Here is a 22,111-nt window from a genome sequence, read left to right on the forward strand (position 1 = left end):
GCGTGCTGAATTCACGGGGCCTGCCGCGCCGTGTTGCGCGCTGACCTCTCCCCATATCTATACGCAGAGACAGTTTTTTGTATACAGAAAAACGCCGATGCTGATATAAAGCCGGCAGAGCATGAAAATCAGCACATGCGCAGGCTTGCGCGTTCCCGCGTTCCGACGGAGCATGGGAACAGAGGCGACAAGGCCCGCGATGGAGAGGGAGGGAAAGCCAAATGGATCTGGGTCTGAAGGGCAAGAAGGCCGTCGTCACGGGTGCGACCAAGGGAATCGGGCGCAAGATCGTTGAGACGCTGGCCGATGAAGGCGTCGATATCGCCATCTGTTCGCGCACCGCCGAAGAGGTAGAAGAGACGCTGGCCGTGCTTCGCGCCAAGGGCGTCAATGCCGTGGGCGAGGCCGTGAATGTCCGCGATGGGGAGGCTTACAAGGCCTGGATTGCCAAGGCTGGCGAGCAGCTGGGCGGTATCGACATCCTGATCCCCAACGTGTCCGGCGGGGCCGGCATGGACAGTGAAAAGAACTGGCAGCGCAATTTTGAGGTGGATGTGATGGGGTCGGTGCGCGCGGTTGAAACCGCCGTGCCGTTCCTGAAAAAATCCGGCGAGGGGTCGGTGGTGTTCATCGTCTCCACCAACGCCATCGAAACATTCGCGGCCCCCATGGCGTATAATGCGCTGAAGGCCAGCCTGATCACCTACTCCAAGCAGCTGGGCCAGTTCCATGGCAAACGGCGTATCCGTTTCAACGCCCTGTCGCCCGGCCCGATCTTTGTGGAAGGCGGTGCCTGGGACATGATCAAGACCTCACAGCCCGATTTCTATAACGCCACCATCGCCGCCCATCCGTTCGGCCGCATGGGCAGTGCCGAGGAAGTGGCCAAGGCCGTCGCCTTCCTGGCCAGCCCGGCGGCCAGCTGGATCAATGGTACCCACCTGATCGTTGATGGTGGATATACAAAGGGCGTCCATTTCTGATCCAAGGGTGCGCGTCATGCCGATCAAACGGGTCAAGCCGGGTGATTTCACCCGCACCCCCATCGAGAAGGCCCCGGACCCGCAGCTGGGCCACGCCATCATCGCCAAGGAGCGCTACACCAGCCCCGATTTCATGAAACTGGAATGGGAGCGGATGTGGAAACGCAGCTGGCTGATGGGCTGCCGCGAGGATGATATCCCGGAACCGGGCGACTATGTCTGTACGGAGATCGGGCGCGAGGCGATCCTGATCGTCCGTCAGGCCGATATGTCGATCCGCGCCTTCTATAATGTCTGTCAGCATCGCGGCAACCGGCTGGTCCCGCCGGGCATCGGTAAGTTGAAGAGTTTCAAATGCGCCTACCATCATTGGGAATATGGGTTGGATGGTGACTTTGTCCGTATCCCGGACAAGGAGACCTTCCCGCAGGGCACGCCATGCCAAGGATTGCCGGAGGTGCCGTGCGACACCTGGGGCAGCTTTGTCTGGTATAATCTGAACAAGCAGGCAGAGCCGCTGCGCGACTTCCTGGGCGTCATCCCGGAGCATCTGGACCCGTACCATTTCGACCGTATGGCGATGACGCGGGACTGGACCATTGAATGGGACTGCAACTGGAAAGCGTCCGTTGATGCGTTCAACGAGAGCTACCATGTGCAGGGCATCCATCCGCAGCTGCTCTATTACCTCGATGATCTGGATATCCAGATCGACTGCTACGACCGGCACAGCCGCTATCTGGTGCCGTTCGCCACCACCAGCCCGCGCGTGAAGGAAACGTCGGACATTCCGCCGTTGATCCGCCTGATCATGAAACAGGCGGGCATGGACCCGGCAGATTTCGACGGTAAGACACGCGAAGTGCGGCTGGCCGTGCAGAAATGGAAGCGGGAGAATGGGGCGTCACAGGGTTTCGATTATTCGGACCTGAATGATGACCAGCTGACCGATGATTATCATTACCTGATCTTCCCCAACATCACGCTGAACGTGCATGCCGACGACCTGATGCTGTTCCGGCAGCGCCCGCACCCGACCGACCCCAACAAGATGTTCTACGACCTGCAGAATTTCCGCCTGCTGAAACAGGGGGAGGAAAAGCCGGAACGACCCGAACATCGCTTCTACCGGCATGGGGAGAAGTCGCTGGGTCAGGTGCTGGACCAGGATGCGTACAACCTGCCCGGCGTGCAGTTGGGCATGCAATCCGAAGGCTTCCCCGGCCTGTGGCTGGGCGACCAGGAACTGCGCATCCGGCACTTCCACAAGGTCATTGATGATTATGTTTATGGGGTGGGGGAAGCGCCATAAACGCCCCCCACTTCGTCATCCCGGCGAAAGCCGGGACCCAGGGGCCAAAAGCCCCACCTATCAGCAGCGTCGCTGGACGCAGCGTTAAGCTTCTTTCCTGTAGCCCCTGGGTCCCGGCTTTCGCCGGGATGACGGGAAGATCGGGATAGTCAAAGATGCCTTTCTCCAAGGAACCAACCCATGCAGCTCAACCGTGACGCCCTGCTTCAGGCCTATCGGCGCATGCGCACCATCCGCGAGTTCGAGGAGCGGCTTCATATCGAGAACCGCACCGGGGAGATCGCGGGCTTCACGCATCTCTATGCCGGTCAGGAGGCCGTGGCGGTGGGGGTGTGCGAGCATCTGACGGACAAGGACTGGATCGCGTCCACCCATCGCGGCCACGGCCATTGCATCGCCAAGGGATGCGATGTCGGCGGCATGATGAAGGAGATTTATGGACGTGCCGATGGGTTGTGCAAGGGCAAGGGCGGGTCCATGCATATTGCCGATCTGGACAAGGGTATGCTGGGTGCCAACGCCATTGTCGGCGGCGGCCCGCCCATCGCCGTGGGCGCCGCCATCGCCGCCAAGCTGGCCGGTGAGGGCCATGTCGCCGTGTCCTTTACCGGCGATGGCGGGTCCAACCAGGGCACGGTGCTGGAAGCCCTGAACATGGCCGCCGTGTTGAAGGTGCCCAAGATTTTCGTGTTCGAGAATAATGGCTATTCCGAACATACCGGGGCCGCCTACGCCCTGGCGGGCCAGGACCTGGGCCGCCGGGTGGAGGGGTTCGGCATCCCCGTCTTCCGCGCCGATGGTTTTGATTTCTTCTCCGTGTATGAGGCGATGCGCCAGGCGCTGGAAGTGTCGCGCACGGGCGGCGGGCCAGCGGCGGTCTATGCCACCTGCACCCGCTATTTCGGGCATTTCGAGGGCGACCCCCAGAATTACCGCGCCAAGGGCGAGGTGGAGAAGTTCCGGGAAGAGAGCGACTGCCTGAAAGGCTTCCGCGCGCGGGTGACCGAGGCGGGCCTGATCGACGGTGCCACGCTGGACGCCATCGATGCCGAGGTCCTGGCCGAGATTGATGCCGCGACCATCGCCGCGAAGTCAGCCGCCCCGCCGGTGCCGGCGGACGTGCTGACCGACGTTTATATCAGCTATTGAGCGGGAGAGGTTCGATGCCCGTCATCACAATGCGCGAGGCCCTGAACGAGGCCCTGCATCTTGAAATGGCCCGCGACCCCCGCGTCATCGTCCTGGGCGAGGATGTGTCCGGCGGGGCCGGCGGCACATCGGGTCAGCGCGACGCCGCCGGCGGTATTTTCGGCGTGACCAAGGGCCTGATCCACAAGTTCGGTGAGGGGCGCGTCATTGACACGCCCATTTCCGAAAGCTGCATCATCGGGGCCGCCAATGGCGCGGCGCTGGCGGGATTGCGCCCCGTGGCCGAACTGATGTTCGCCGATTTTGTCGGCGTGGCCATGGACCAGATTTTCAATCAGGCCGCCAAGTTCCGTTACATGTTCGGGGGCAAGGCGCGCACGCCGCTGGTCATCCGCATGTCGTTCGGGGCCGGCATGAACTGTGCCGCCCAGCATTCGCAGACCATCTACCCCTTCATGACGGCGGTGCCGGGGTTGAAGGTGGTGGTGCCGTCCAACCCCTATGACGCCAAAGGCCTGCTGCTGACCGCCATCCGCGATGATGATCCGGTCGTGTTCTTCGAACATAAGGCGCTGTACAGCCGCAAGGGCGAGGTGCCGGACGGCGATTACATGATCCCGTTCGGCGAAGCTGCCCTGGTGCGCGAAGGCGATCACGCCACCATCGTGGCCCTTGGCCGCATGGTGCCGTTCGCGGAAAAGGCGCTGGAAAAGCTGAATGCCGACGGCATTACCTGCGACCTGATCGACCCGCGCACCACCAGCCCGCTGGACGAGGAGACGATCCTGGAAAGCGTGTCGAACACCGGCCGTCTGGTCGTGGTGGATGAAAGCCCGCCGCGCTGCTCCGTCGCATCCGACATCGCCGCCATCGTGGCGCAGAAGGGTTTCCGCGACCTGAAGGCCCCCATCCAGATCGTCACCGCCCCACACACGCCCGTTCCGTTCGCCCGCGAACTGGAACGCGCCTATGTCCCTGGCCCCGCACAGATCGAGGCCGCTGTTCGCAAGGTGCTGGCCGATGGCTGAGATCCACCCGATCACCCTGCCCAAATGGGGCATCGAAATGTCGGAAGGTACCGTCGCTACCTGGCATCTGGCGGTCGGTGCCAGCGCCGAGAAGGGCACGGAGCTGGTCGATATCGAAACCGAAAAGATCGTCAATACGCTGGACCTGGAGGTTGGCGGCACCTTGCGCCGGCAATTGGCCCAGCCGGGCGATGTGCTGCCGGTCGGCGCGCTGATCGCCGTTCTGGCCGATGCGTCGGTGCCGGACAGTGCCATTGATGCGTTCGTGGCCGGGTACAAGCCCATTGATGTGTCGTTTGAGCCGAAGGAGGAGGGGTCGGTCGCTTCCCAAAGCTCTCCCCGTCATCCCGGCGAAAGCCGGGATGACGAAGGTGGGCGGGGGGAGGCGGCAAAGAGCAGCGTCCCCGTTTCTCCCCCCCTCGACCCCGCCATCCTGGCCGCCCGCAACGAGGCGGCGCATGCCAGCCCCTTGGCGCGGCGGCTGGCCAACAAGCTGGGGATCGATCTGTCCAGCCTGACCGGCACGGGGCAGAAGGGGCGGATCAGTCAGGAGGATGTGGAGAAGGCTGCCGCCGCGCGCGGCACCGTTGCCCCGGTCCCCCCTGCACCGGAACCAGTGCCCACCGGCCCCGAACCCCATGCCAGCCCCATCGCGGAGAAAATCGCGCGCAAGCTGGGCATGACATTGCATGGCATCAAGGGTACGGGCGCGCGTGGTCGCGTGTCGCTTGCCGATGTACAGGCGGCAGCCAAGGCGCGCGGCCTGATATCCGAACCGGCCCAGGTCGCCACCCCCTCCCCCGCCGCCGGGCCGGCAGCGCGCAAGCTGGCGGGGGATCTGGGGGTGGACCTGTCCACCGTGACACCCACGGGGCCGAAGGGGCATGCCACGAAGCAGGATGTGCGCGACGCCGCCGACCGGGCCACGGTGCCGACGGCGGAGGTTCCCGCCTATGATCTGCTGCCCGTCACCGGCATGCGCCGGGCCATTGCCACAGCCCTGGTCAATGCCAAGCAGAATATCCCGCATTTCTATCTGACCTCCGACGTGACCGTCGATGCGCTGCTGTCCTTCCGCGAACAGTTGAATGCACGCGCCAGCAGCCCGCGCAAACTGTCGGTTAATGATCTGCTGATCAAGGCGGCGGCGCTGGCCCTGATGGAGGTACCGGATGTCAATGTGCATTGGGCGGACGATGGGATCAGGCGGTTCCGATCCGCCGACATCTCCGTCGCCGTGGCGGTCGACGGCGGGCTGCTGACGCCCGTGGTGCGGGGGGCTGACAGGCTTGACCCCTGGGCCATCGGGGCCAGGGCCGCCGATCTGGCCGACCGGGCGCGCAAGCGCACCTTGGCCAAGGAGGATATCAGCGGCGGCAGCTTCACCATCTCCAACCTGGGCATGTTCGGCATCCGCCAGTTCCAGGCCATCATCAACCCGCCGCAGGGCGCCATCCTGGCCGTCGGCACCACAAGGCGGGAAGCACGGGAGACGGCGGAGGGCGGGGTGGCATTCGCCTCCGTGATGAGCCTGACCCTGTCCTGTGACCACCGCGCCGTCGATGGCGCGCTGGGGGCAAAGTTCCTGGCAGCATTGGGCCGGCGGCTGGAAGACCCGATCGGATTGGTGCTGTAGATAAAAAATGGGCGCTGTCGCGTGCCACGACAGCGCCCAAGGCCTTGAGGAGAGAAGTAAGAGGATCAGTAGGTGAAGCGGGCGACAGCCGTGATACGACGGTCGTTCATGTACCAGCCGCGCGGCACCTTGACATTCTCACCATCCGGGCCGGTCACCACCGCCGAGGTCTTGGTGACCTGGTTCAGCAGGTTGGCACCCTGAACACCCAGCTTGAAATTGTCATTGAAGCTGTAGAAGAACGACGCATCCCACTGACCACCCGATTCATTGATGATCGGGTCATAGGGGAAGATCACGTCGCGGATCGTCAGTACGAAGTCCGAACGCCAGGAATAGGAGATACGGGCGGAAATCGGGCCGTAATCCCAGAAGGGCGTGATGTTGAACTGATGCTTCGACAGGCCCTGCAACGGCAGCTTGGTCATGTCCACCGTCGTCACACGGCCGGCACCCACATCCGGGTCGGTTTCAGACAGGGTGCTTTGCGGCACGCCCTTGCTGTCGACATAGGTATAGTTGGCCTGCAGACCGATGCCCGACAGGAAGCTGGGCAGGAAATCGTACGTCTGCTGATACGCGATTTCGAAGCCCTTGATCTTGCCGTCTTCGTCGGCATTCACCGGCGTCGTGACGATGCTGTCGAAGGTGACGCCATTGTTGGTCAGCGGGTACCGGACCGTGCTGTTGGTCAACACGCCCTTCAGGCGCTTGTAGAACAGCGAACCCGTCAACTGACCGACATTGGAGAAGTACCATTCCGCCGTCAGGTCATAATTGTCGGCGGTGGTGGGGCGCAGATACGGGTTGCCGGCGTTGAACTCACCCTGCAGGCGGTAGCTGCCGACAATGGCGTTGCCATTGGCATCGACATTCTGAACCGTATTCAGGTTGACGTTGAAGAAGTTACGCGTCAGGCCGGTAGAAGGCGGCGCCACGCCCTTGAAATAGGACGCACGGAACTGCACCCCGTCATCGACGGTCAGCTTCATGTTCAGGTTGGGCAGCCAGTAATCATAATTGATCTTCACGCTGCTGGGCGTCAGGGCGTTGTTGGTATAGGCCCGCGCCTGGGCCCGGACCGCCGGCGTAAAGGTACAGAAGGCCGGGATGGCCTGACCGCTGGTGGCGGCTTCGGCAATCGCCTGCGTACAGGCGGCATCCGTCGGGAAGGCGGAGCTGGGCGTCGGGAAGGCAAGGAAGCCGTCGGCAGTGCGGTCGGTCGTCGTGTAACGGACACCGACATTACCGCTCAGGTTCCAGCCATTCTTGAAGTCGGTATCGAACTTGGTCAGCAGGTAGCCGGCATTGTTCTCTTCCCGGATCGGGTTGATTTCACCCGGCAGGAAGGGCGTGCCGGCAATGACGCCCGCACGGTTGCCAAGCGCGTTCCAGCCGCCATTGCGCACCACGCCATCGGCACCCGTGACGGTGGGTTCCCATTCGCGGTTGATGGCACCGGCATAGGCGATATAGGCCTGATAATCCTTCACCGAATTGCCGGAATAGAACACGCGGCCCTGACCCAGCAGCGGGTCGGGGAACTTGCCCCGGAAGAATTTCGGATAGGTGAAGTTCTCAAACTGGGTCGGGGCCGTGCCACCGGTGCCGCCGACGACATTGTCCACCGGATCGGTCAGCCAGACCGGGCCATCATTGCCCCACTGTTCCGACAGACGACCCCAGTTATAGGTGGAGAAGCGCGCCGTCTGACGCCGGTCGGCATAGCGGTAACCCGCCTGCACCGACTTGAAGAAGCTGCTATCTTCCATCTTGTAATCGAAGTCGATGCGGGCGGCGTCGGAATTGCCGTCGCTGTCTTCGATATGGTCCATCGCGGAGCGATAGAAGGCATTATACGGATCGGCGAAAGTCGTGTGGCCCGGTCCGAAATAGCTGGGATTATTGGCGGTGCCAATGGCACCGGAGCAGCCCGTCGTATAGTTCTGGGCGGGGCCGGAGCAGACCTGCGGTGCCCGGAATTCAACGGTCGGGTAACCCTTGCCGCCATTCATGTCGATGGCGACATCCTGGTAGCTGGAGGTCCACAGACCATTATCCATGATCCAGGTCTTCGACTTCACATGCTGATAGTCGAAATTGACGCCCAAATTCTCTGTCGCGTCCCAACGGAAATTGAAGCCGTAATCGTCGGTGACCAGCTTTTCATCATGGTCACGGCGGATATTGTTGCTTTGCAACCCGCTGATCGGCACGCGGGCCGAACCGGTATTCTGATCGGCGCGCCAGCCATTGGGGCCGGTGATCACACCGCTTTCGAACATGCCGGAGCTGTCGAATTCCAGCGTGGTGCCGGGCACGCGGCGGCTGTCGCCATTGTTAGCAACGTTGTCGGTGGCGATTTCGACGGCATGTTCGGTCCAGGCCTGACGGCTGTCAGAGCGCAGGAAGGTGAACACGGCCTCCATCGAATTGTCGGGGCTGCGCCACTGCGCGGCGCCGGCATAGCCGTAACGGCGGCGGTCGAATTCCTGCGTGCCGACCACGGCACCGCGCGGGAACAGGACCTGATCGGTGATGGTGGCCGCCGGCTGCCCGTCGGGGTTCTGGACCACGTCGCCGTTGGAATAGAGATTGCGGACGCGGAAGCTGGACAGCTGGAAACGGTCGGCGCGGGTCTTCAGCTGCGAACCCACGGCACTGCCCAGAATGCCGATCTCACCGATCTTGGTATCCCAGCGGTCGGAATAGAGGATGGAGCCTGTGGGCGCCGTCTTCTTCACGAAATCGCCATAGGACATTTCGGCGGACGCGGCCAGCATGCGCTCGGCGCTGTCGAACGGCTTGCGGGTGCGCAGGTTAACGACGCCGGCGATGCCGCCTTCAATGCGGTCGGCGGTCGGTGACTTGAACACATCCACGCCGCCCATCAGTTCGGACGGCACGTCAGCAAAGCCAAGAGCGCGGCCATTATTGGCGCTGAATGCCTCACGACCGTTAAATTCGGACCGGACATAGGTCAGGCCGCGCACCACCACGCCGGAACCTTCGACCGAGAAATGGTCAGGGTCCACGCCGGCGGCGAAACGGTTGATGGACACGCCGGGGATACGCTGCAGGGCTTCGGTTACCGACCGGTCGGGCAGCGCGCCGATATCTTCGGCAGTTACGCTGTCGACGATGCTGTCGGCGTTCTGCTTGATCTCCTGCGCGCTTTGCAGCGACTTGCGGAAGCCGGTGACGATGATCTCTTCCAGAGAACCATCAGCAGCAGGCGTCGCGGCCTGGGCTACCAGAACAGCGCTGTCATTTCCGGTCACGGAAGAAGCGACTGGTGCCGGGGTCTGCCCACCTACGGGCGTATCATTTTGATTCTGCTGGGCTTGTGCCGGCAGGACCGTCGCGATGGCGCACAGCGCCGCGATGGAAACCCCACCTTGCAGCGTCCGGCCAAAGACGTGACGCCGCCGCAACCCCTTCCGGGGGCGATCCATAACACCCATCCCCATTCCTCCCATGTTAGCGCTAGCATTTTTGGATTTGCGCTTTGAACAAGAATAATTGGTAGTCAGGACCCGACCCAACGTCAAGGGTTCTTATGTTAGGGCTAACAAAAAAGTGTTTGCTGTTATTGCGGCGCAGCAAAACTACTTTCGCGGCGCACACACATTGACGCCCTACAGACGTGAGCGTTAACATTCACAGTAATGGGAGGAATAATGAAATTATATAATACAAATACGCAATCTCCGGTATCGGTGCTCATTGTCGGCGGCGGTACGGCCGGCTGGATGACGGCGGCAGCGCTGTCAGCGAAGCTGGCGGGGACGGGGGTTTCCATCCGGCTGGTGGAATCGGCGGAGATTGGGACCGTCGGGGTGGGCGAAGCGACCGTTCCCCATATCCGGCATTTCAACGCCAGTCTGGGCTTTGACGAGGCCGACTTCATGTCGCGCACCGAGGCCACGTTCAAACTGGGGATCGAGTTCCGGGACTGGGGCCGCAAGGGCGATGCCTATATCCATCCCTTCGCCGCCTTTGGCCGTGATATTGGCGGCGTGCCGTTCCATCATCACTGGACCCGCGCGCGCCGCGCCGGCCGCGTGCCGGCGGGCGGACTGGATGCCGTATCCCTGCCCATTCAGGCGGCGCGCCTGGGCCGTTTCGGCCACCCCTCGCCCGACCCGAACAGCTTTTTCTCCACCTTCTCCTATGCCTATCAGTTCGATGCCGGCCTTTATGCCGCTTACCTGCGTTCATACGCAGAGGCGCGGGGCGTGGTACGGACAGAGGGCAAGGTGCGCGACGTGTCCGTGAGCGCCGACGGCCATGTTCAGGCCGTGACCATGGAGAATGGGGAACGAATCGAAGCTGATCTGTTCATCGACTGTTCAGGCTTTCGCGGCCTGATCATCGAGGGGGCCTTGAAGACGGGGTATGAGGATTGGACGCATTTCCTGCCCTGTGACCGGGCGGTCGCGGTGCCCTGCGCCAATGATGCCCCCCCTGCCCCCTATACCCGCGCCACGGCCCGCGATGCCGGCTGGATGTGGCGCATCCCGTTGCAGCACCGGGCCGGCAACGGCCATGTCTATTGCAGCGGCTTTATCACTGATGACGCCGCCGAACAGGCGCTGCTGGCCCAACTGGACCACCCGCCACAGGCGACGCCCCGGCGGTTGCGCTTCACGACGGGCAAGCGCAAACGGCAATGGGTGGGTAATGTCGTCGCCATCGGCCTGTCGGCGGGGTTCCTGGAACCGCTGGAAAGCACGTCGATCCACCTGATCCAGTTGGGCATTGGCCGGCTGCTGGACCTGTTCCCCACCAGCCGGGATATGGACCCGCTGGACGCGGTGGAGTTCAACCGGCTGATGGACCTGGAATATGAACGGGTGCGGGATTTCATCATCCTGCATTATGTGGCGACCCAGCGCGACGACACGCCCTTCTGGAACCATTGCCGCACCATGGCCATTCCCGACAGTCTGGCCACCAAGATGGACCTGTTCAAGGAACGCGGCATCGTAACCCTGTACCGCGACGGCATGTTCCTGGAACCCAGCTGGATCGCCGTCTATCTGGGCCAGAACATCCTGCCGGATCAGGTGGACCCGCGCGCCGCCCTGGTGCCCGATGCGGAGATTGACCGGCTGATCGCCATGGAGGCGGAGAATTGCCGCCGGGCGGCGTCCAGCATGCCGGCCCATGGCGAGATCCTGTCCCGGTACAAGGCGCAGGTGCCGGCATGAAGCCGCTGCACGATATTGTCATTGCCGGGGCCGGCATTGCCGGCTGGCTGGCCGCAGCATCCATTGCCCGCAACCATGCGGGGCGCGGCGGGTCGGTGACCATCATCCCCCTGCCCGGCGGCGATGACAGTCTGGACCCGTTCGGACCTGCCGCCCCCCTGCTGCCCGGCGGGGTGGAGGGGCTGTCGGCGCTGCTGGGCGTGACCCCGGCGGACGTGATGCGCGCGGGCGGCGGCGGGTTCAGCCTGGGCACCGCCTTCCAGGGCTGGGAAGGACAGGGATCGGTCAGCTTTCTGCCATTCGGGCAGACGGGCGCGGAACTGCGGGGTGTCCCCTTCCATCATCTGATCTGGCGGGCGCGCGCGGCGGGTGCGCGGGTGCGGATGACGGATTATTCGCTGGCAACCCTGGCCGCACAGGCCGAACGTTTCGCCCTGCCCTCGCCTGATCCGCGTTCCGTCCTGTCCACCCTGGCCCCCGGCGGTTTTGCCGATCTGCGCGGTCTGACGGAGTTGGCCAAGGCCCAGGCGCTGGTCGCCGGTGCCCGCCTGTCCCCGACCCCGCTGTCGCATGTGCGGCGGGATGGGGAGGGAAAGGTCGATGCTCTTATCCTGTCCGATGACAGTGCAGTGCCGGGCGATCTGTTCATTGACGCCACCGGTGCGCGTGCCCTGCTGGCCGACCCTGGCAATGGCTGGCACGATTGGCGGCACTGGCTGGCCTGTGACCGGTTCGCAGTGGAACCGGCGGCGACCGACGGTCCGCCCCCGCCTTATGCGCTGCACAGCGCCGATGCCACCGGCTGGACCCGCCGCATTCCCCTGCGCCGGGGGGCCATTGTGACGCGGCTGGGCAGCGGGCCGGGCCACTTCAGCAGCGGGCGGCGGGACCGGGCCTGGGACGGCAATACAATCTTCCTGGGGGCAGCATCCTGCCTGCTGGACCCCGTCGGCGGTGTGGCGCTTGCCCTGCTGATCGCCGCCATACGCCGCCTGCTGTCACATTATCCCGTCTCCCCCAGCACCGGGCCGGAGGCGGCATCGTTCAACCGGCAGGCGGTGGAAGAGGCGGAGCGGGCGCGCGATTTCCTGATCCTGCGGTACAAGGCCAATGGCCGGACGGGTGAAGCCTTCTGGGACGCGGCCCGCGCCATGGACCTGCCCGACCCGCTGGCCCATAAACTGTCCCTGTACGAAAGCCGGGGACGCATCCCGCTTTATGATGGGGAACTGTTTGACCGGCCCGACTGGATCAATCTGATGGATAATGCCGGTATCCGGGCGCGGCGGTGTGATGTGCAGGCCAATGGGTTGAGCGACGGGGAGATCATGGCCCATCTGGAACGGCTGCGCGGGGTGCTGCTGCGCGCAGCGGGGGAGATGCCACTCCATGCCCAGGCCCTGGCCCAGTTGCTGGGAGGGACCCCATGACGCGCAGCCCCGATCCCATCCGCCAGATCGTCATTGTCGGCGGCGGCACCGCCGGCTGGATGGCCGCCGCCGCCCTGTCGCGCCTGTCGGCCAATGGTGCGACGCGCATCACCCTGGTGGAAAGCGACGAGATTGGCACCGTCGGCGTGGGGGAGGCGACGATCCCCCCCATCCGGCAATTCAACGCCCTGCTGGGCCTGGACGAGAACGAGTTCGTGTCCCAGACCCAGGGCAGCATGAAACTGGGCATTGCGTTTGAAGGCTGGACCACGGCACGCCCCCGTTACCTGCACCCGTTCGGGTCCTTCGGCTTTGATATGGAGGCGGTGAAGTTCCACCAATTCTGGCTGAAGCTGCACGCACAGGGGCTGGCCAGCGGCATTGATGATTACAATCTCTGCGCCACCATGGCGAACAGGGAGAAATTCGCCCGGCCTGTGGCCGACCCTTCGTCGGTCCTGTCCCAGATCACCTACGCCTATCATTTCGATGCCGGGCTTTATGCCGCCTATCTGCGCCGCTATGCGGAGGCGCGGGGGGTGAAACGGGTGGAGGGCAAGGTGGCATCGGTGCCGTTGCGTGCCACGGACGGGTTCATTGAGGCGGTGGTGTTAGCCGATGGGCGGCGGCTGGAGGGTGACCTGTTCATCGATTGCTCGGGCTTTCGCGGCCTGCTGATCGAAGGAGCCTTGAACAGCGGGTACGAAGACTGGACGCACTGGCTGCCCTGCGACCGCGCGCTGGCCGTGCCGTCGGCCACTATCGGCCCGCCCAAACCCTATACCCGCGCCATCGCACGGGACGGCGGCTGGCAATGGCGCATCCCATTGCAGCACCGCACCGGCAATGGCTATGTCTATTGCAGTCAGTTCGTGACCGACGAACAGGCCGCCGACACGCTTCTGTCCAATCTGGAAGGCCCGGCGCTGGCCGATCCCCGCCCACTGCGCTTCACCACGGGGCGGCGGCGCAAGATGTGGAACCGCAATTGCGTGGCGCTGGGGCTGGCGTCGGGGTTCCTGGAACCGCTGGAAAGCACCTCGATCCACCTGATCCAGGCCGGCATTTCCAAGCTGCTGGCCCTGTTCCCGGACCGGTCCTTCAACCCGGCCAATGAGGATGCCTATAACCGGCTGTCCGCGATGCAGTTCGAACAGGTACGGGATTTCATCATCCTGCACTATGTCGCCAACGACCGCCCCGAACCCTTCTGGCAACGCGCGGCGGCGATGGATATCCCCGACAGCCTGCGGCAGAAGATCGACCTGTTCCGCGCCTGTGGCCGGCTGTTCCGGTTTGAGGATGAGCTGTTCAGCGATAATAGCTGGGTCGCCGTCCTGCTGGGCCAGGGGGTGATCCCCGAACGCTGGGACCCGCTGGTTGACACCATTGATCCCGGCCTTGTCCGCCATAATCTGGACCGTCTGCGCGCCGTCTTTGCCCGCGCCGCCGACGCCATGCCGGGCCATGGCGACTTCCTGGCCCGCATGATCAAGGGTCATGGGACATGACGCTTGATCGTTTTACGTTCCCTCAAGCGCCGGGCGGCGGCATCCGCCGCCTTGGCTTACGCGACCATGGGGTCGCGGGCCGGCGGTCGCCGGCCTTTAAGGGCCATGTTCCATGCCCCTTAACTTATACCCCCGCGAGGAAGCCATGAGCAGCGACCGCCGTATCCGCCGCATCACCATCGTTGGCGGCGGCACCGCCGGGTGGATGAGTGCCGCCACCTTCGCCCGTATCCTGGGGCCCGATTATGCCGAGATCACGCTGGTCGAAAGCGATGAGATCGGGATCGTCGGCGTGGGCGAGGCGACGATCCCGCAGATGGCGACCTTCAACCGCATGCTGGGCATCGATGAGGATGAGTTCCTGCGCGCCACCAAGGGCAGTTTCAAGCTGGGCATCCAATTCGTGGATTGGGGCCGCAAAGGTCATACCTATTTCCACCCGTTCGGCCATATCGGCCTGCATATGGAAGGCGTGTCCTTTCACGCCTACTGGCTGCGCCTGAAACAGGCGGGGCTGGTGGACCGGATCGAGGATTGGTCCTTGCAGGCCGTGGCCAGCGCGCGCGGCAAGTTCATGCGCGCCATCAATGCCGGCCGCTCGCCTTTGTCGGAAATCGCCTATGCCTTCCATTTCGATGCCGGTCTCTATGCCCGCTATCTGCGCGGCTTTGCCGAGGCGCGGGGCGTGGTGCGGCGGGAGGGCAAGATCGTCCGCGTGCATCAGCATCCCGAAACCGGCTTTGTGCAATCCGTCGAACTGGCTGACGGCACGAAGGTGGAAGGTGACCTGTTCATCGATTGCTCCGGTTTCCGGGGTCTGCTGATCGAAGGCACCTTGAAGGCCGGTTATGCCGACTGGTCCCACCACCTGCCCTGTAACCGGGCCGTCGCGGTCCCATGCGAGGGGACGGAGGCCATGACGCCCTATACCCGCTCCACCGCGCGGGCCGCCGGCTGGCAATGGCGCATCCCGTTGCAGCACCGGATCGGCAACGGCCACGTCTTCTGCTCCGAGTATATGAGCGATGATGAGGCGGTATCGGTCCTGCTCTCCAACCTGGATGGCAAGCCGCTGGCCGACCCGCGCTTTGTACCATTTCAGACGGGGCACCGGCGGAAGATGTGGGACAAGAATGTGGTCGCCATCGGCCTGTCCTCGGGCTTCCTTGAACCGCTGGAATCAACCTCGATCTGGTTGATCCAGTCGGGCCTGTCGCGCCTCATGGCCATGTTCCCGGACCTGGATTTCGACCCCGTCACCCGCGACCGCTATAACCGCATCCTGACCACCGAATATGCCGAAATCCGCGACTTCCTGATCCTGCATTACAAGGCCACCGAACGCGACGACAGCCCCTTCTGGAACTATTGCCGCACCATGCCCGTGCCGGAGCGGTTGCAGGAAAAGATGGATGTCTTCCTGGCCCATGGCCGGACCTTCCGGGAGAATGAAGAGCTGTTCAACGACACCAGCTGGTTCGCTGTCATGCTGGGCCAATTGATGGTGCCGCGTGGGTATGACCCCGTCGCCAATATCCTGAGCCTGGAGGAAACCAAGGCGCGGCTGGCCCATATCAAGGACGCGATCAGCAATTCCGCCGATTACATGCCGACGCATCGGGAGTTCATCCGGCAGCATTGCGGGGCGTGAGGGGGGTTTCATCCTCCTCGGTTTCGCGCTAGAGTTTGACCAGTTTTCTGGTCATGGAGACGACCATGCAAAGCGTGAAGCTGGCGGATGCCAAGGCCCATCTCAGCGAATTGATCGGGCAGGTGGAGGCCGGGGAAACCGTCCACATCACCCGCCACGGCAAGCCAGTGGCGCAACTGGTACCTGTCGCGCGGGAAAGAAAGCCATTGCCGATGGATGAGATACGGGCTCTGACTGCCGATCTTCCGCTACAGGCGGAAGATGGCGGTGAATTTATGCGCCGCATGCGCGACGATGCCAGATATTGATGCTGTATCTGGATACATCCATTCTGGTAACGGTTTTCACGCCAGAGCCGGAAACCCCAAAGGTCCAGAATTGGCTGGAAGCCAGGATGGCAGAGCATCTGGTCATCAGTGACTGGGTGATAACTGAATTCTCGGCCGCGTTATCGTTGAAGCTACGAACGGGGCAAGTGTCGGGAGACCAAAGGGCCCGCGCACTCAACCTGTTCAACCGCGCGGTCGCGGACAACATCAGCATCGCGCCAGTCGTTCAGAAGCATTTCACGTTGGCCACTCGCTTCGCAAATCAGGCCAGCAGTGGACTGCGTGCTGGCGATGCCCTGCATCTCGCCATTGCCGCCGACATTGGTGCCGTCCTCTGTACACGCGATCGCCGGTTGCTGGAAGCCGCCATCGCGCAGGCGGTCCCCGCATTGGCCCCCTGACACACTGCATTTTCGGCACCCCCGCTTAACCACTTGGTAAGGTTTGGCCGCTCTGTTATGGATCGTATACCAAAACAGGGAGCTTCAACCGGACATGAAGTATCTACTGCTGGCCACAGCGGCCCTCAGCTCCACCCTGGCCTTCGCGGCCGAACCGCAATTCGACATGAAGCGCGTATCGGAAGATATCCGCGTCATGTCGGCCGATGATTTCCAGGGCCGCGCGCCCGCCACGGTGGGCGAGACGAAGACCGTCGCCTTCCTGATCGACCGGATGAAGGCCGCGGGGCTTGAGCCCGGTGGCACCATCGGGGCCGATGGCAAGCGCGGCTGGACACAGGATGTGCCGCTGCGCATGTCCGATATCGTGGGCAAGCCCAACCTGTCGCTGACCTATGGCGGCAAGACCCATGCGCTGACCCAGGCCAAGGAAATCGCCGTGCGCGCCGCCCTGACGGGCCAGGACAGCGTGACCCTGAAGGACGCGCCGCTGGTTTTTGTCGGCTATGGCATCAAGGCGCCCGAACGCGGCTGGGACGATTTCAAAGGCCAGGACGTGAAGGGCAAGATCCTGGTCGTCCTGATCAATGACCCGGATTTCGAAGGGCCGGAGGGCAAGTTCGGCGGCAAGGCCATGACCTATTATGGTCGCTGGACCTACAAGTATGAAGAAGCCGCCCGCCAGGGCGCCGCCGGCGTCCTGATCGTGCACGAAACCGCCCCCGCCTCCTATGGCTGGGCCACGGTCGCCAGTTCCAACCCGAACACGATGTTCGACATCGTGCGTGACGATCCCAAGGCCGCCCATACCCCGTTCGAAAGCTGGATCCAGCGCGACGTGGCCGTGGACCTGTTCAAGGCATCGGGCCTGGATTTCGAAAAGCTGCGGGCCGAAGCGCGCAAGGACAGTTTCCAGCCGGTGCCGCTGAAGGCCACCCTGTCGGCGGATTACAAGGTGAAGACGGAAGTCATTACCTCCAAGAACGTGCTGGGCCGGATCACGGGCAGCAAGTACCCGGATGAGACGGTGGTCTATTCCGCACACTGGGACCATATCGGCGTGGGCGAACCCGACGCCAATGGCGACAATATCTTCAACGGTGCCCTTGATAATGCATCGGGCACCGCGACCCTGCTGGAACTGGGCCGCGCCTTCAAGGCGGCGGGTCCGGCCGACCGCTCCGTCCTGTTCCTGGCCGTGACGGCGGAGGAAAAGGGCCTGCTGGGCTCCACCTACTATGCCAGCAGCCCGGTCTATCCGCTGGGCAAGACGGTGGGCGTCATCAATATGGACGGCACCATCGGGCCGGGTCCCGCCAAGGATTTCACCATCTCCGGCACGGCCAAGCTGGGCCTGCTCGACATGCTGATCGAGGAGGGCAAGAAGGTTAGCCGTACCTATACGCCCGATCCGCGCGTGGAGGCCGGTGGCTTCTTCCGCTCCGACCACTTCCCCATGGCCAAGGTCGGCGTGCCCGCCATCTCCTTCGGCGGGGGCATCGATCTGGTGAATGGCGGCGTGGCGGCGGGCAAGGCCTGGCGCGATGCCTATATCAAGGACAAATACCACCAGCCCGACGATGAATGGTCGCCCGACTGGAACATGGACGGTGCCAAGCTGGATATGGGCCTGCTCTACAGCCTGGGCCGCCGTCTGGCCGATGGCCGCGACTGGCCCAACTGGAGCCAGGACAGCGAGTTCCGGGCCGCACGTGACGTGAGTGCGGCGGAACGGAAGTAACCGTTCCCTCTGTGTCACCGTAGCGCGGATTAGCGAAGCGTAATCCGCGGAGCGACGGGGCTGGGACGGGGTCTCCGCGGATTACGGCTTGCGCCTAATCCGCGCTACCTCGCCCCGGCCCCCTCCTGTCAACCCCGTCAAAGCCCTGGACAGTATCGCCCTGTTTCCTCATGATAACGCTAACAATCCGAAAAGGATCGGCGTTCGGGAGGAACAATGCGGTTGGGTCGGTTTGCATCGCTGCTGGCGGTGGGATTGCTGCTGGGGACATCCGGCGTCGGATATGCGGGCGAGGCGCGGTTCGACTGGTTTGAGTATCAGGGATCGGACCCCGCCGATGCCAGGACCCTGGCCGCCAACGAATACCGCAATCCCGTCATTGCCGGCTTCTATCCCGACCCGTCCGTGACGCGGGTGGGCGACGATTATTATCTGGTGAATTCCAGCTTCGGCTGGCTGCCGGGTCTGCCGGTGTTCCATTCCCGCGATCTGGTCAACTGGACCCAGATTGCGAATGCCATCGCCCGGCCCGGTCTGGTGGATTTCGGCCACGGCGGCCTGACGGGCGGGTTGTTCGCGGCGTCGATCAGTTACCATGACGGCCTGTTCTACATCACCAATACGAGCTTCTATAGCGGCGGGAACTTCGTGGTCACGGCCAAGGACCCCAAGGGGCCCTGGTCCGACCCGGTCTGGCTACCCGATCTGCGCAATGGCATCGACCCGTCCCTGTTCTTTGATGATGATGGCCGCGCCTGGATCGTCAATAACGACCTGCCGGAAGGCGACAAGGAAGCCTATGACGGGCACCGCGCCCTGTGGATTCAGGAATTTGACGCCAAAAATCTGAAAACCATCGGCCCGCGCACCATGATCGTCAGCGGTGGTGCCGATATCGCCACCAAACCCGGCTATGTCGAAGGACCGCACCTGTATAAGAAGGACGGGCTTTATTACCTGACCGCAGCGGAGGGCGGGACCGGCACCAGCCATGCCCAGATGATCTGGCGCGCCCCCGCCCCCACCGGCCCTTACACGCCCGGCCCGACCAACCCGATCCTGACGCAGCGCGACCTGGACCCTGAACGCCCCAACCCGATTGAGGCGGCGGGCCATGCCGATCTGATCGAGACGCAGACGGGCGAATGGTGGGCCGTGTTCCTGGCTGTGCGCCCCTATGCGGGCGGGGAGATGTTCAATACCGGGCGGGAGACGTTCCTGCTGCCCGTGCGCTGGGTAGATGGCTGGCCGCGCATCCTGGACCCCGGAACGGCCATCCCGCGTGTCGGGATCAGGCCCGCCCTGCCGGCACAGCCGCCCGCCGCCATTCCCACCGCCGGCCCGTTCACCGTGCGGGACGAGTTCGACGGCACGGCCCTGCCGCTTTACTGGATGACGCCGCGCAGGCTGGAGGGCGGCTGGTGGCGGCTGTCGGGCGGATCGCTGCACCTGACCCCGCAAGCCGTCACCCTGTCCGATCGCGCCAGCCCCAGCCTGTGGGCCCGCCGGCAGCAGCATCGGGATGCCAGCTTCACCACCGAACTGTCCTTCAACCCCGATCAGCCGGGGCAGCGGGCGGGTCTTGCCGTCATCCAGAATGATGAATATTGGTTCCGCTTCACCGCAGAGAGGCTGGATGGCGTGCGCACCCTGATTGTCGCCGTCCGCGCCGGGGACGCTGACCCCAAACAAGGCCGCATCCTGGCGCGTCAGCCCGTGCCCGGCGACAGTCCCCTACGCCTGCGCGTCACGGCGCGCGGCGGTGCCTATGATTTCGCGGTCGGCACGGGCACGGAAGGGTGGAAGACCATCCTGAAGGATGCCGACGGCACCATCCTGTCCACCGCCACCGCCCGTGGCTTTATGGGCGTGATGGTGGGGCCTTATGCGGAGGGTGACAGATAAACGTAGGTCAGGTCGGGGCAGTAGCCCCGCCCTGACAGTATCGGATCAAAGGCCTTTTCTGTCAGGGCTCGCGCGTCGCGCTCGACCTGACCTACGGCCCACAATCAAGAACCATACAAGCAGGAGGAAACATGCGTGGATTGACGACGGCCCTGGCCCTGACCACGGCCCTGTTCACGGCACCCTTGGCCCTGGCCGCCGATACGGCACGGTTCAACTGGCTGGATTATCAGGGGGCGGACCCGTCCGATGCCGTGGTGAAGGCCAAACCGGGTGAATATCGCAATCCCATCCTGACCGGTTATTACCCCGACCCGTCCATCACGCGGGTGGGCGATGACTATTATCTGGTGAACTCCACCTTCAGCTGGTTTCCCGGCATCCCGATCTTCCATTCCCGCGATCTGGTCAACTGGACCCAGATCGGCAATGCCATCGACCGGCCGGATCAGCTGGATTTCAAGGCCCTGGGCCTGTCGCGCGGGGTGTTTGCACCCGCCATCGATTACCATGACGGCACCTTCTACATCCTGAACACCTGTGTTGATTGCGGTGGCAATTTCATCATCACCGCCAAGGACCCCAAGGGCCCCTGGTCCAACCCGATCTGGCTGCCCGACCTGGAGGGCGGGATCGACCCGTCGATCTATTTCGAAGGGGACCGCGCCTGGATCGTCAATAATGGTCCACCGGAGGGCGAGCCGCTGTATCAGGGTCACCGCGCCATTTGGGTGCAGGAACTGGACCTGAAGAGCATGAAGACCATCGGCCCGCGCAAGGTGCTGGTGAATGGCGGGGTCGATATCTCCAAAAAGCCGATCTGGATCGAAGGACCGCATATCTTCAAGAAGGATGGCTATTACTATCTGATCTGCGCCGAGGGCGGGACGGCCATCAACCATTCGCAGGTGGTTCTGCGGGGCCCCGGACCCATGGGCCCCTTCACGCCCAATCCGGCAAACCCGATCCTGACGCAGCGGGACCTGGACCCCGCCCGGCCCTTCTCCGTCACCTCTGCCGGGCATGCCGATTTCGTGGTGACGCCGAAGGGCGAATGGTGGGCCAGCTTCCTGGCCATCCGCCCCTATGGTGATGATCTGTACAATACCGGGCGGGAGACCTTCCTGATGCCGGTACGCTGGGTCGATGGCTGGCCGCGCATCACCGAACCGGGGCAGGCCATTCCCCTGACCCATGCCAAGCCCGACCTGCCGGCCCAGCCCGACGCGAAGGTGCCCACCACCGGTGCCTTCCAGGTTCGGGACGAGTTTGAGGGCGACCGGCTGCCCCCCTACTGGATGATGGCGCGCAACCCGAAGGGCGACTGGTATCGCCTGTCCGATGGGGCGCTGACCCTGAAATTGCAACCAGTGGGCCTGTCTGACCATGGCAACCCCGCCTTCTGGGCACGCCGTCAGCAGCATCACAATGCGACCATCATCACCGACATGGTCTTCACCCCCGATCAGGCGGGCGAACGCGCCGGTCTGGCGGCGGTGCAGAGCGATGAAAGCTGGATACGCTTCACCATTGAGAAAGAAGGCGGGCAATTGGTGGCCCGCGTTGCGGCCCGCGCCGGCAAGGAGATGCCCACCGATGGCACCGTGCTGGGCAGCGTGCCGGTGAAGGAAGCCGCCTCCTACCGCCTGCGCATCACGGCGCGCGGCGGGGAATATGATTTCGACGTGGCCGGTGCCGGGGCCGACTGGCAACCCGTGGTGAAGGGGGCCGATGGCACCATCCTGTCCACGAAGAAGGCGGGCGGCTTCATCGGCGTCATGGTCGGGCTGTTCGCACAAGGGCCGGGCGAGGGGAAGTGATC

The 22,111-nt window shown here is 63.6% G+C and carries 15 protein-coding genes; 14 read left to right on the top strand and 1 reads right to left on the bottom strand.

Annotated elements, in window-relative coordinates:
* The first annotated feature begins 221 nt into the window (after positions 1–221).
* From C0V82_RS25790 to C0V82_RS25810, 5 genes are all read left to right on the top strand, one after another.
* Positions 222–983 carry an SDR family NAD(P)-dependent oxidoreductase gene (locus tag C0V82_RS25790; RefSeq protein WP_102115323.1) on the top strand — a complete coding sequence of 254 codons (762 nt, stop codon included), beginning with the start codon at positions 222–224 and terminating at the stop codon, positions 981–983.
* Positions 984–999: 16 nt separating this feature from the next.
* Positions 1,000–2,295, top strand: a complete 1,296-nt coding sequence (locus C0V82_RS25795) for an aromatic ring-hydroxylating oxygenase subunit alpha (RefSeq protein ID WP_102115324.1) — start codon at positions 1,000–1,002, stop codon at positions 2,293–2,295.
* A 180-nt stretch (positions 2,296–2,475) separates the two neighbouring features.
* On the top strand, positions 2,476–3,444 hold the full coding sequence (locus tag C0V82_RS25800; RefSeq protein WP_102115325.1) for a thiamine pyrophosphate-dependent dehydrogenase E1 component subunit alpha: 969 nt from the start codon (positions 2,476–2,478) through the stop codon (positions 3,442–3,444).
* Between the two features lie 14 nt (positions 3,445–3,458).
* Positions 3,459–4,472: an alpha-ketoacid dehydrogenase subunit beta gene (locus tag C0V82_RS25805; protein ID WP_102115326.1), complete on the top strand. Its 1,014-nt coding sequence runs from the start codon at positions 3,459–3,461 to the stop codon at positions 4,470–4,472.
* Positions 4,465–6,108: a 2-oxo acid dehydrogenase subunit E2 gene (locus C0V82_RS25810; RefSeq protein WP_158660232.1), complete on the top strand. Its 1,644-nt coding sequence runs from the start codon at positions 4,465–4,467 to the stop codon at positions 6,106–6,108. Before C0V82_RS25805 ends, C0V82_RS25810 begins: the two co-directional genes overlap by 8 nt.
* Positions 6,109–6,173: 65 nt before the next feature.
* Here C0V82_RS25810 and C0V82_RS25815 read toward each other — a convergent pair whose 3' ends face one another.
* Positions 6,174–9,563 (bottom strand): TonB-dependent receptor, encoded by a 3,390-nt coding sequence (locus C0V82_RS25815; protein ID WP_158660233.1) that lies wholly within the window; start codon positions 9,561–9,563, stop codon positions 6,174–6,176.
* Positions 9,564–9,788: 225 nt separating this feature from the next.
* Between C0V82_RS25815 and C0V82_RS25820 the strand changes: the two genes are divergently transcribed.
* The 9 genes from C0V82_RS25820 to C0V82_RS25860 all read left to right on the top strand — a co-directional run bounded on the left by C0V82_RS25820 (position 9,789) and on the right by C0V82_RS25860 (position 22,109).
* A complete protein-coding gene (locus C0V82_RS25820) occupies positions 9,789–11,321 on the top strand; it encodes a tryptophan halogenase family protein (protein WP_102115329.1) in 1,533 nt (510 codons plus the stop codon).
* Positions 11,318–12,751, top strand: a complete 1,434-nt coding sequence (locus tag C0V82_RS25825) for a tryptophan 7-halogenase (RefSeq protein ID WP_102115330.1) — start codon at positions 11,318–11,320, stop codon at positions 12,749–12,751. The genes C0V82_RS25820 and C0V82_RS25825 overlap by 4 nt, the downstream gene beginning before the upstream one ends.
* A complete protein-coding gene (locus C0V82_RS25830) occupies positions 12,748–14,262 on the top strand; it encodes a tryptophan halogenase family protein (RefSeq protein ID WP_102115331.1) in 1,515 nt (504 codons plus the stop codon). The genes C0V82_RS25825 and C0V82_RS25830 overlap by 4 nt, the downstream gene beginning before the upstream one ends.
* A gap of 145 nt (positions 14,263–14,407) precedes the next feature.
* Positions 14,408–15,913, top strand: coding sequence for a tryptophan halogenase family protein (locus tag C0V82_RS25835; protein WP_102115332.1), 1,506 nt, complete (start codon positions 14,408–14,410; stop codon positions 15,911–15,913).
* A 65-nt stretch (positions 15,914–15,978) separates the two neighbouring features.
* On the top strand, positions 15,979–16,221 hold the full coding sequence (locus tag C0V82_RS25840; protein ID WP_102115378.1) for a type II toxin-antitoxin system Phd/YefM family antitoxin: 243 nt from the start codon (positions 15,979–15,981) through the stop codon (positions 16,219–16,221).
* Positions 16,221–16,643 carry a type II toxin-antitoxin system VapC family toxin gene (locus C0V82_RS25845; protein ID WP_188595155.1) on the top strand — a complete coding sequence of 141 codons (423 nt, stop codon included), beginning with the start codon at positions 16,221–16,223 and terminating at the stop codon, positions 16,641–16,643. Before C0V82_RS25840 ends, C0V82_RS25845 begins: the two co-directional genes overlap by 1 nt.
* A gap of 94 nt (positions 16,644–16,737) precedes the next feature.
* Positions 16,738–18,384 carry a M28 family metallopeptidase gene (locus C0V82_RS25850; protein ID WP_102115334.1) on the top strand — a complete coding sequence of 549 codons (1,647 nt, stop codon included), beginning with the start codon at positions 16,738–16,740 and terminating at the stop codon, positions 18,382–18,384.
* A gap of 216 nt (positions 18,385–18,600) precedes the next feature.
* The gene (locus C0V82_RS25855) at positions 18,601–20,289 is read left to right on the top strand and encodes a glycoside hydrolase family 43 protein (protein WP_102115335.1); all 1,689 of its coding nucleotides are present in this window, start codon (positions 18,601–18,603) and stop codon (positions 20,287–20,289) included.
* A gap of 131 nt (positions 20,290–20,420) precedes the next feature.
* Entirely contained in the window at positions 20,421–22,109 is a 1,689-nt protein-coding gene (locus tag C0V82_RS25860; RefSeq protein WP_102115336.1) for a glycoside hydrolase family 43 protein, read from the top strand.
* Positions 22,110–22,111 lie beyond the last annotated feature (2 nt).

Source organism: Niveispirillum cyanobacteriorum (assembly GCF_002868735.1).
Classification (GTDB): Bacteria; Pseudomonadota; Alphaproteobacteria; order Azospirillales; family Azospirillaceae; genus Niveispirillum; species Niveispirillum cyanobacteriorum.

Bases quoted from the DNA above. Each gene is read 5' to 3' on its own strand.
- C0V82_RS25795 (WP_102115324.1), top strand. From the start codon at position 1,000: ATGCCGATCAAACGGGTCAAGCCGGGTGATTTCACCCGCACCCCCATC.
- C0V82_RS25825 (WP_102115330.1), top strand. From the start codon at position 11,318: ATGAAGCCGCTGCACGATATTGTCATTGCCGGGGCCGGCATTGCCGGC.
- C0V82_RS25815 (WP_158660233.1), bottom strand. From the start codon at position 9,563: ATGGATCGCCCCCGGAAGGGGTTGCGGCGGCGTCACGTCTTTGGCCGG.
- C0V82_RS25855 (WP_102115335.1), top strand. From the start codon at position 18,601: ATGCGGTTGGGTCGGTTTGCATCGCTGCTGGCGGTGGGATTGCTGCTG.
- C0V82_RS25805 (WP_102115326.1), top strand. From the start codon at position 3,459: ATGCCCGTCATCACAATGCGCGAGGCCCTGAACGAGGCCCTGCATCTT.
- C0V82_RS25845 (WP_188595155.1), top strand. From the start codon at position 16,221: ATGCTGTATCTGGATACATCCATTCTGGTAACGGTTTTCACGCCAGAG.
- C0V82_RS25840 (WP_102115378.1), top strand. From the start codon at position 15,979: ATGCAAAGCGTGAAGCTGGCGGATGCCAAGGCCCATCTCAGCGAATTG.
- C0V82_RS25820 (WP_102115329.1), top strand. From the start codon at position 9,789: ATGAAATTATATAATACAAATACGCAATCTCCGGTATCGGTGCTCATT.
- C0V82_RS25830 (WP_102115331.1), top strand. From the start codon at position 12,748: ATGACGCGCAGCCCCGATCCCATCCGCCAGATCGTCATTGTCGGCGGC.
- C0V82_RS25850 (WP_102115334.1), top strand. From the start codon at position 16,738: ATGAAGTATCTACTGCTGGCCACAGCGGCCCTCAGCTCCACCCTGGCC.
- C0V82_RS25860 (WP_102115336.1), top strand. From the start codon at position 20,421: ATGCGTGGATTGACGACGGCCCTGGCCCTGACCACGGCCCTGTTCACG.
- C0V82_RS25810 (WP_158660232.1), top strand. From the start codon at position 4,465: ATGGCTGAGATCCACCCGATCACCCTGCCCAAATGGGGCATCGAAATG.
- C0V82_RS25835 (WP_102115332.1), top strand. From the start codon at position 14,408: ATGAGCAGCGACCGCCGTATCCGCCGCATCACCATCGTTGGCGGCGGC.
- C0V82_RS25790 (WP_102115323.1), top strand. From the start codon at position 222: ATGGATCTGGGTCTGAAGGGCAAGAAGGCCGTCGTCACGGGTGCGACC.
- C0V82_RS25800 (WP_102115325.1), top strand. From the start codon at position 2,476: ATGCAGCTCAACCGTGACGCCCTGCTTCAGGCCTATCGGCGCATGCGC.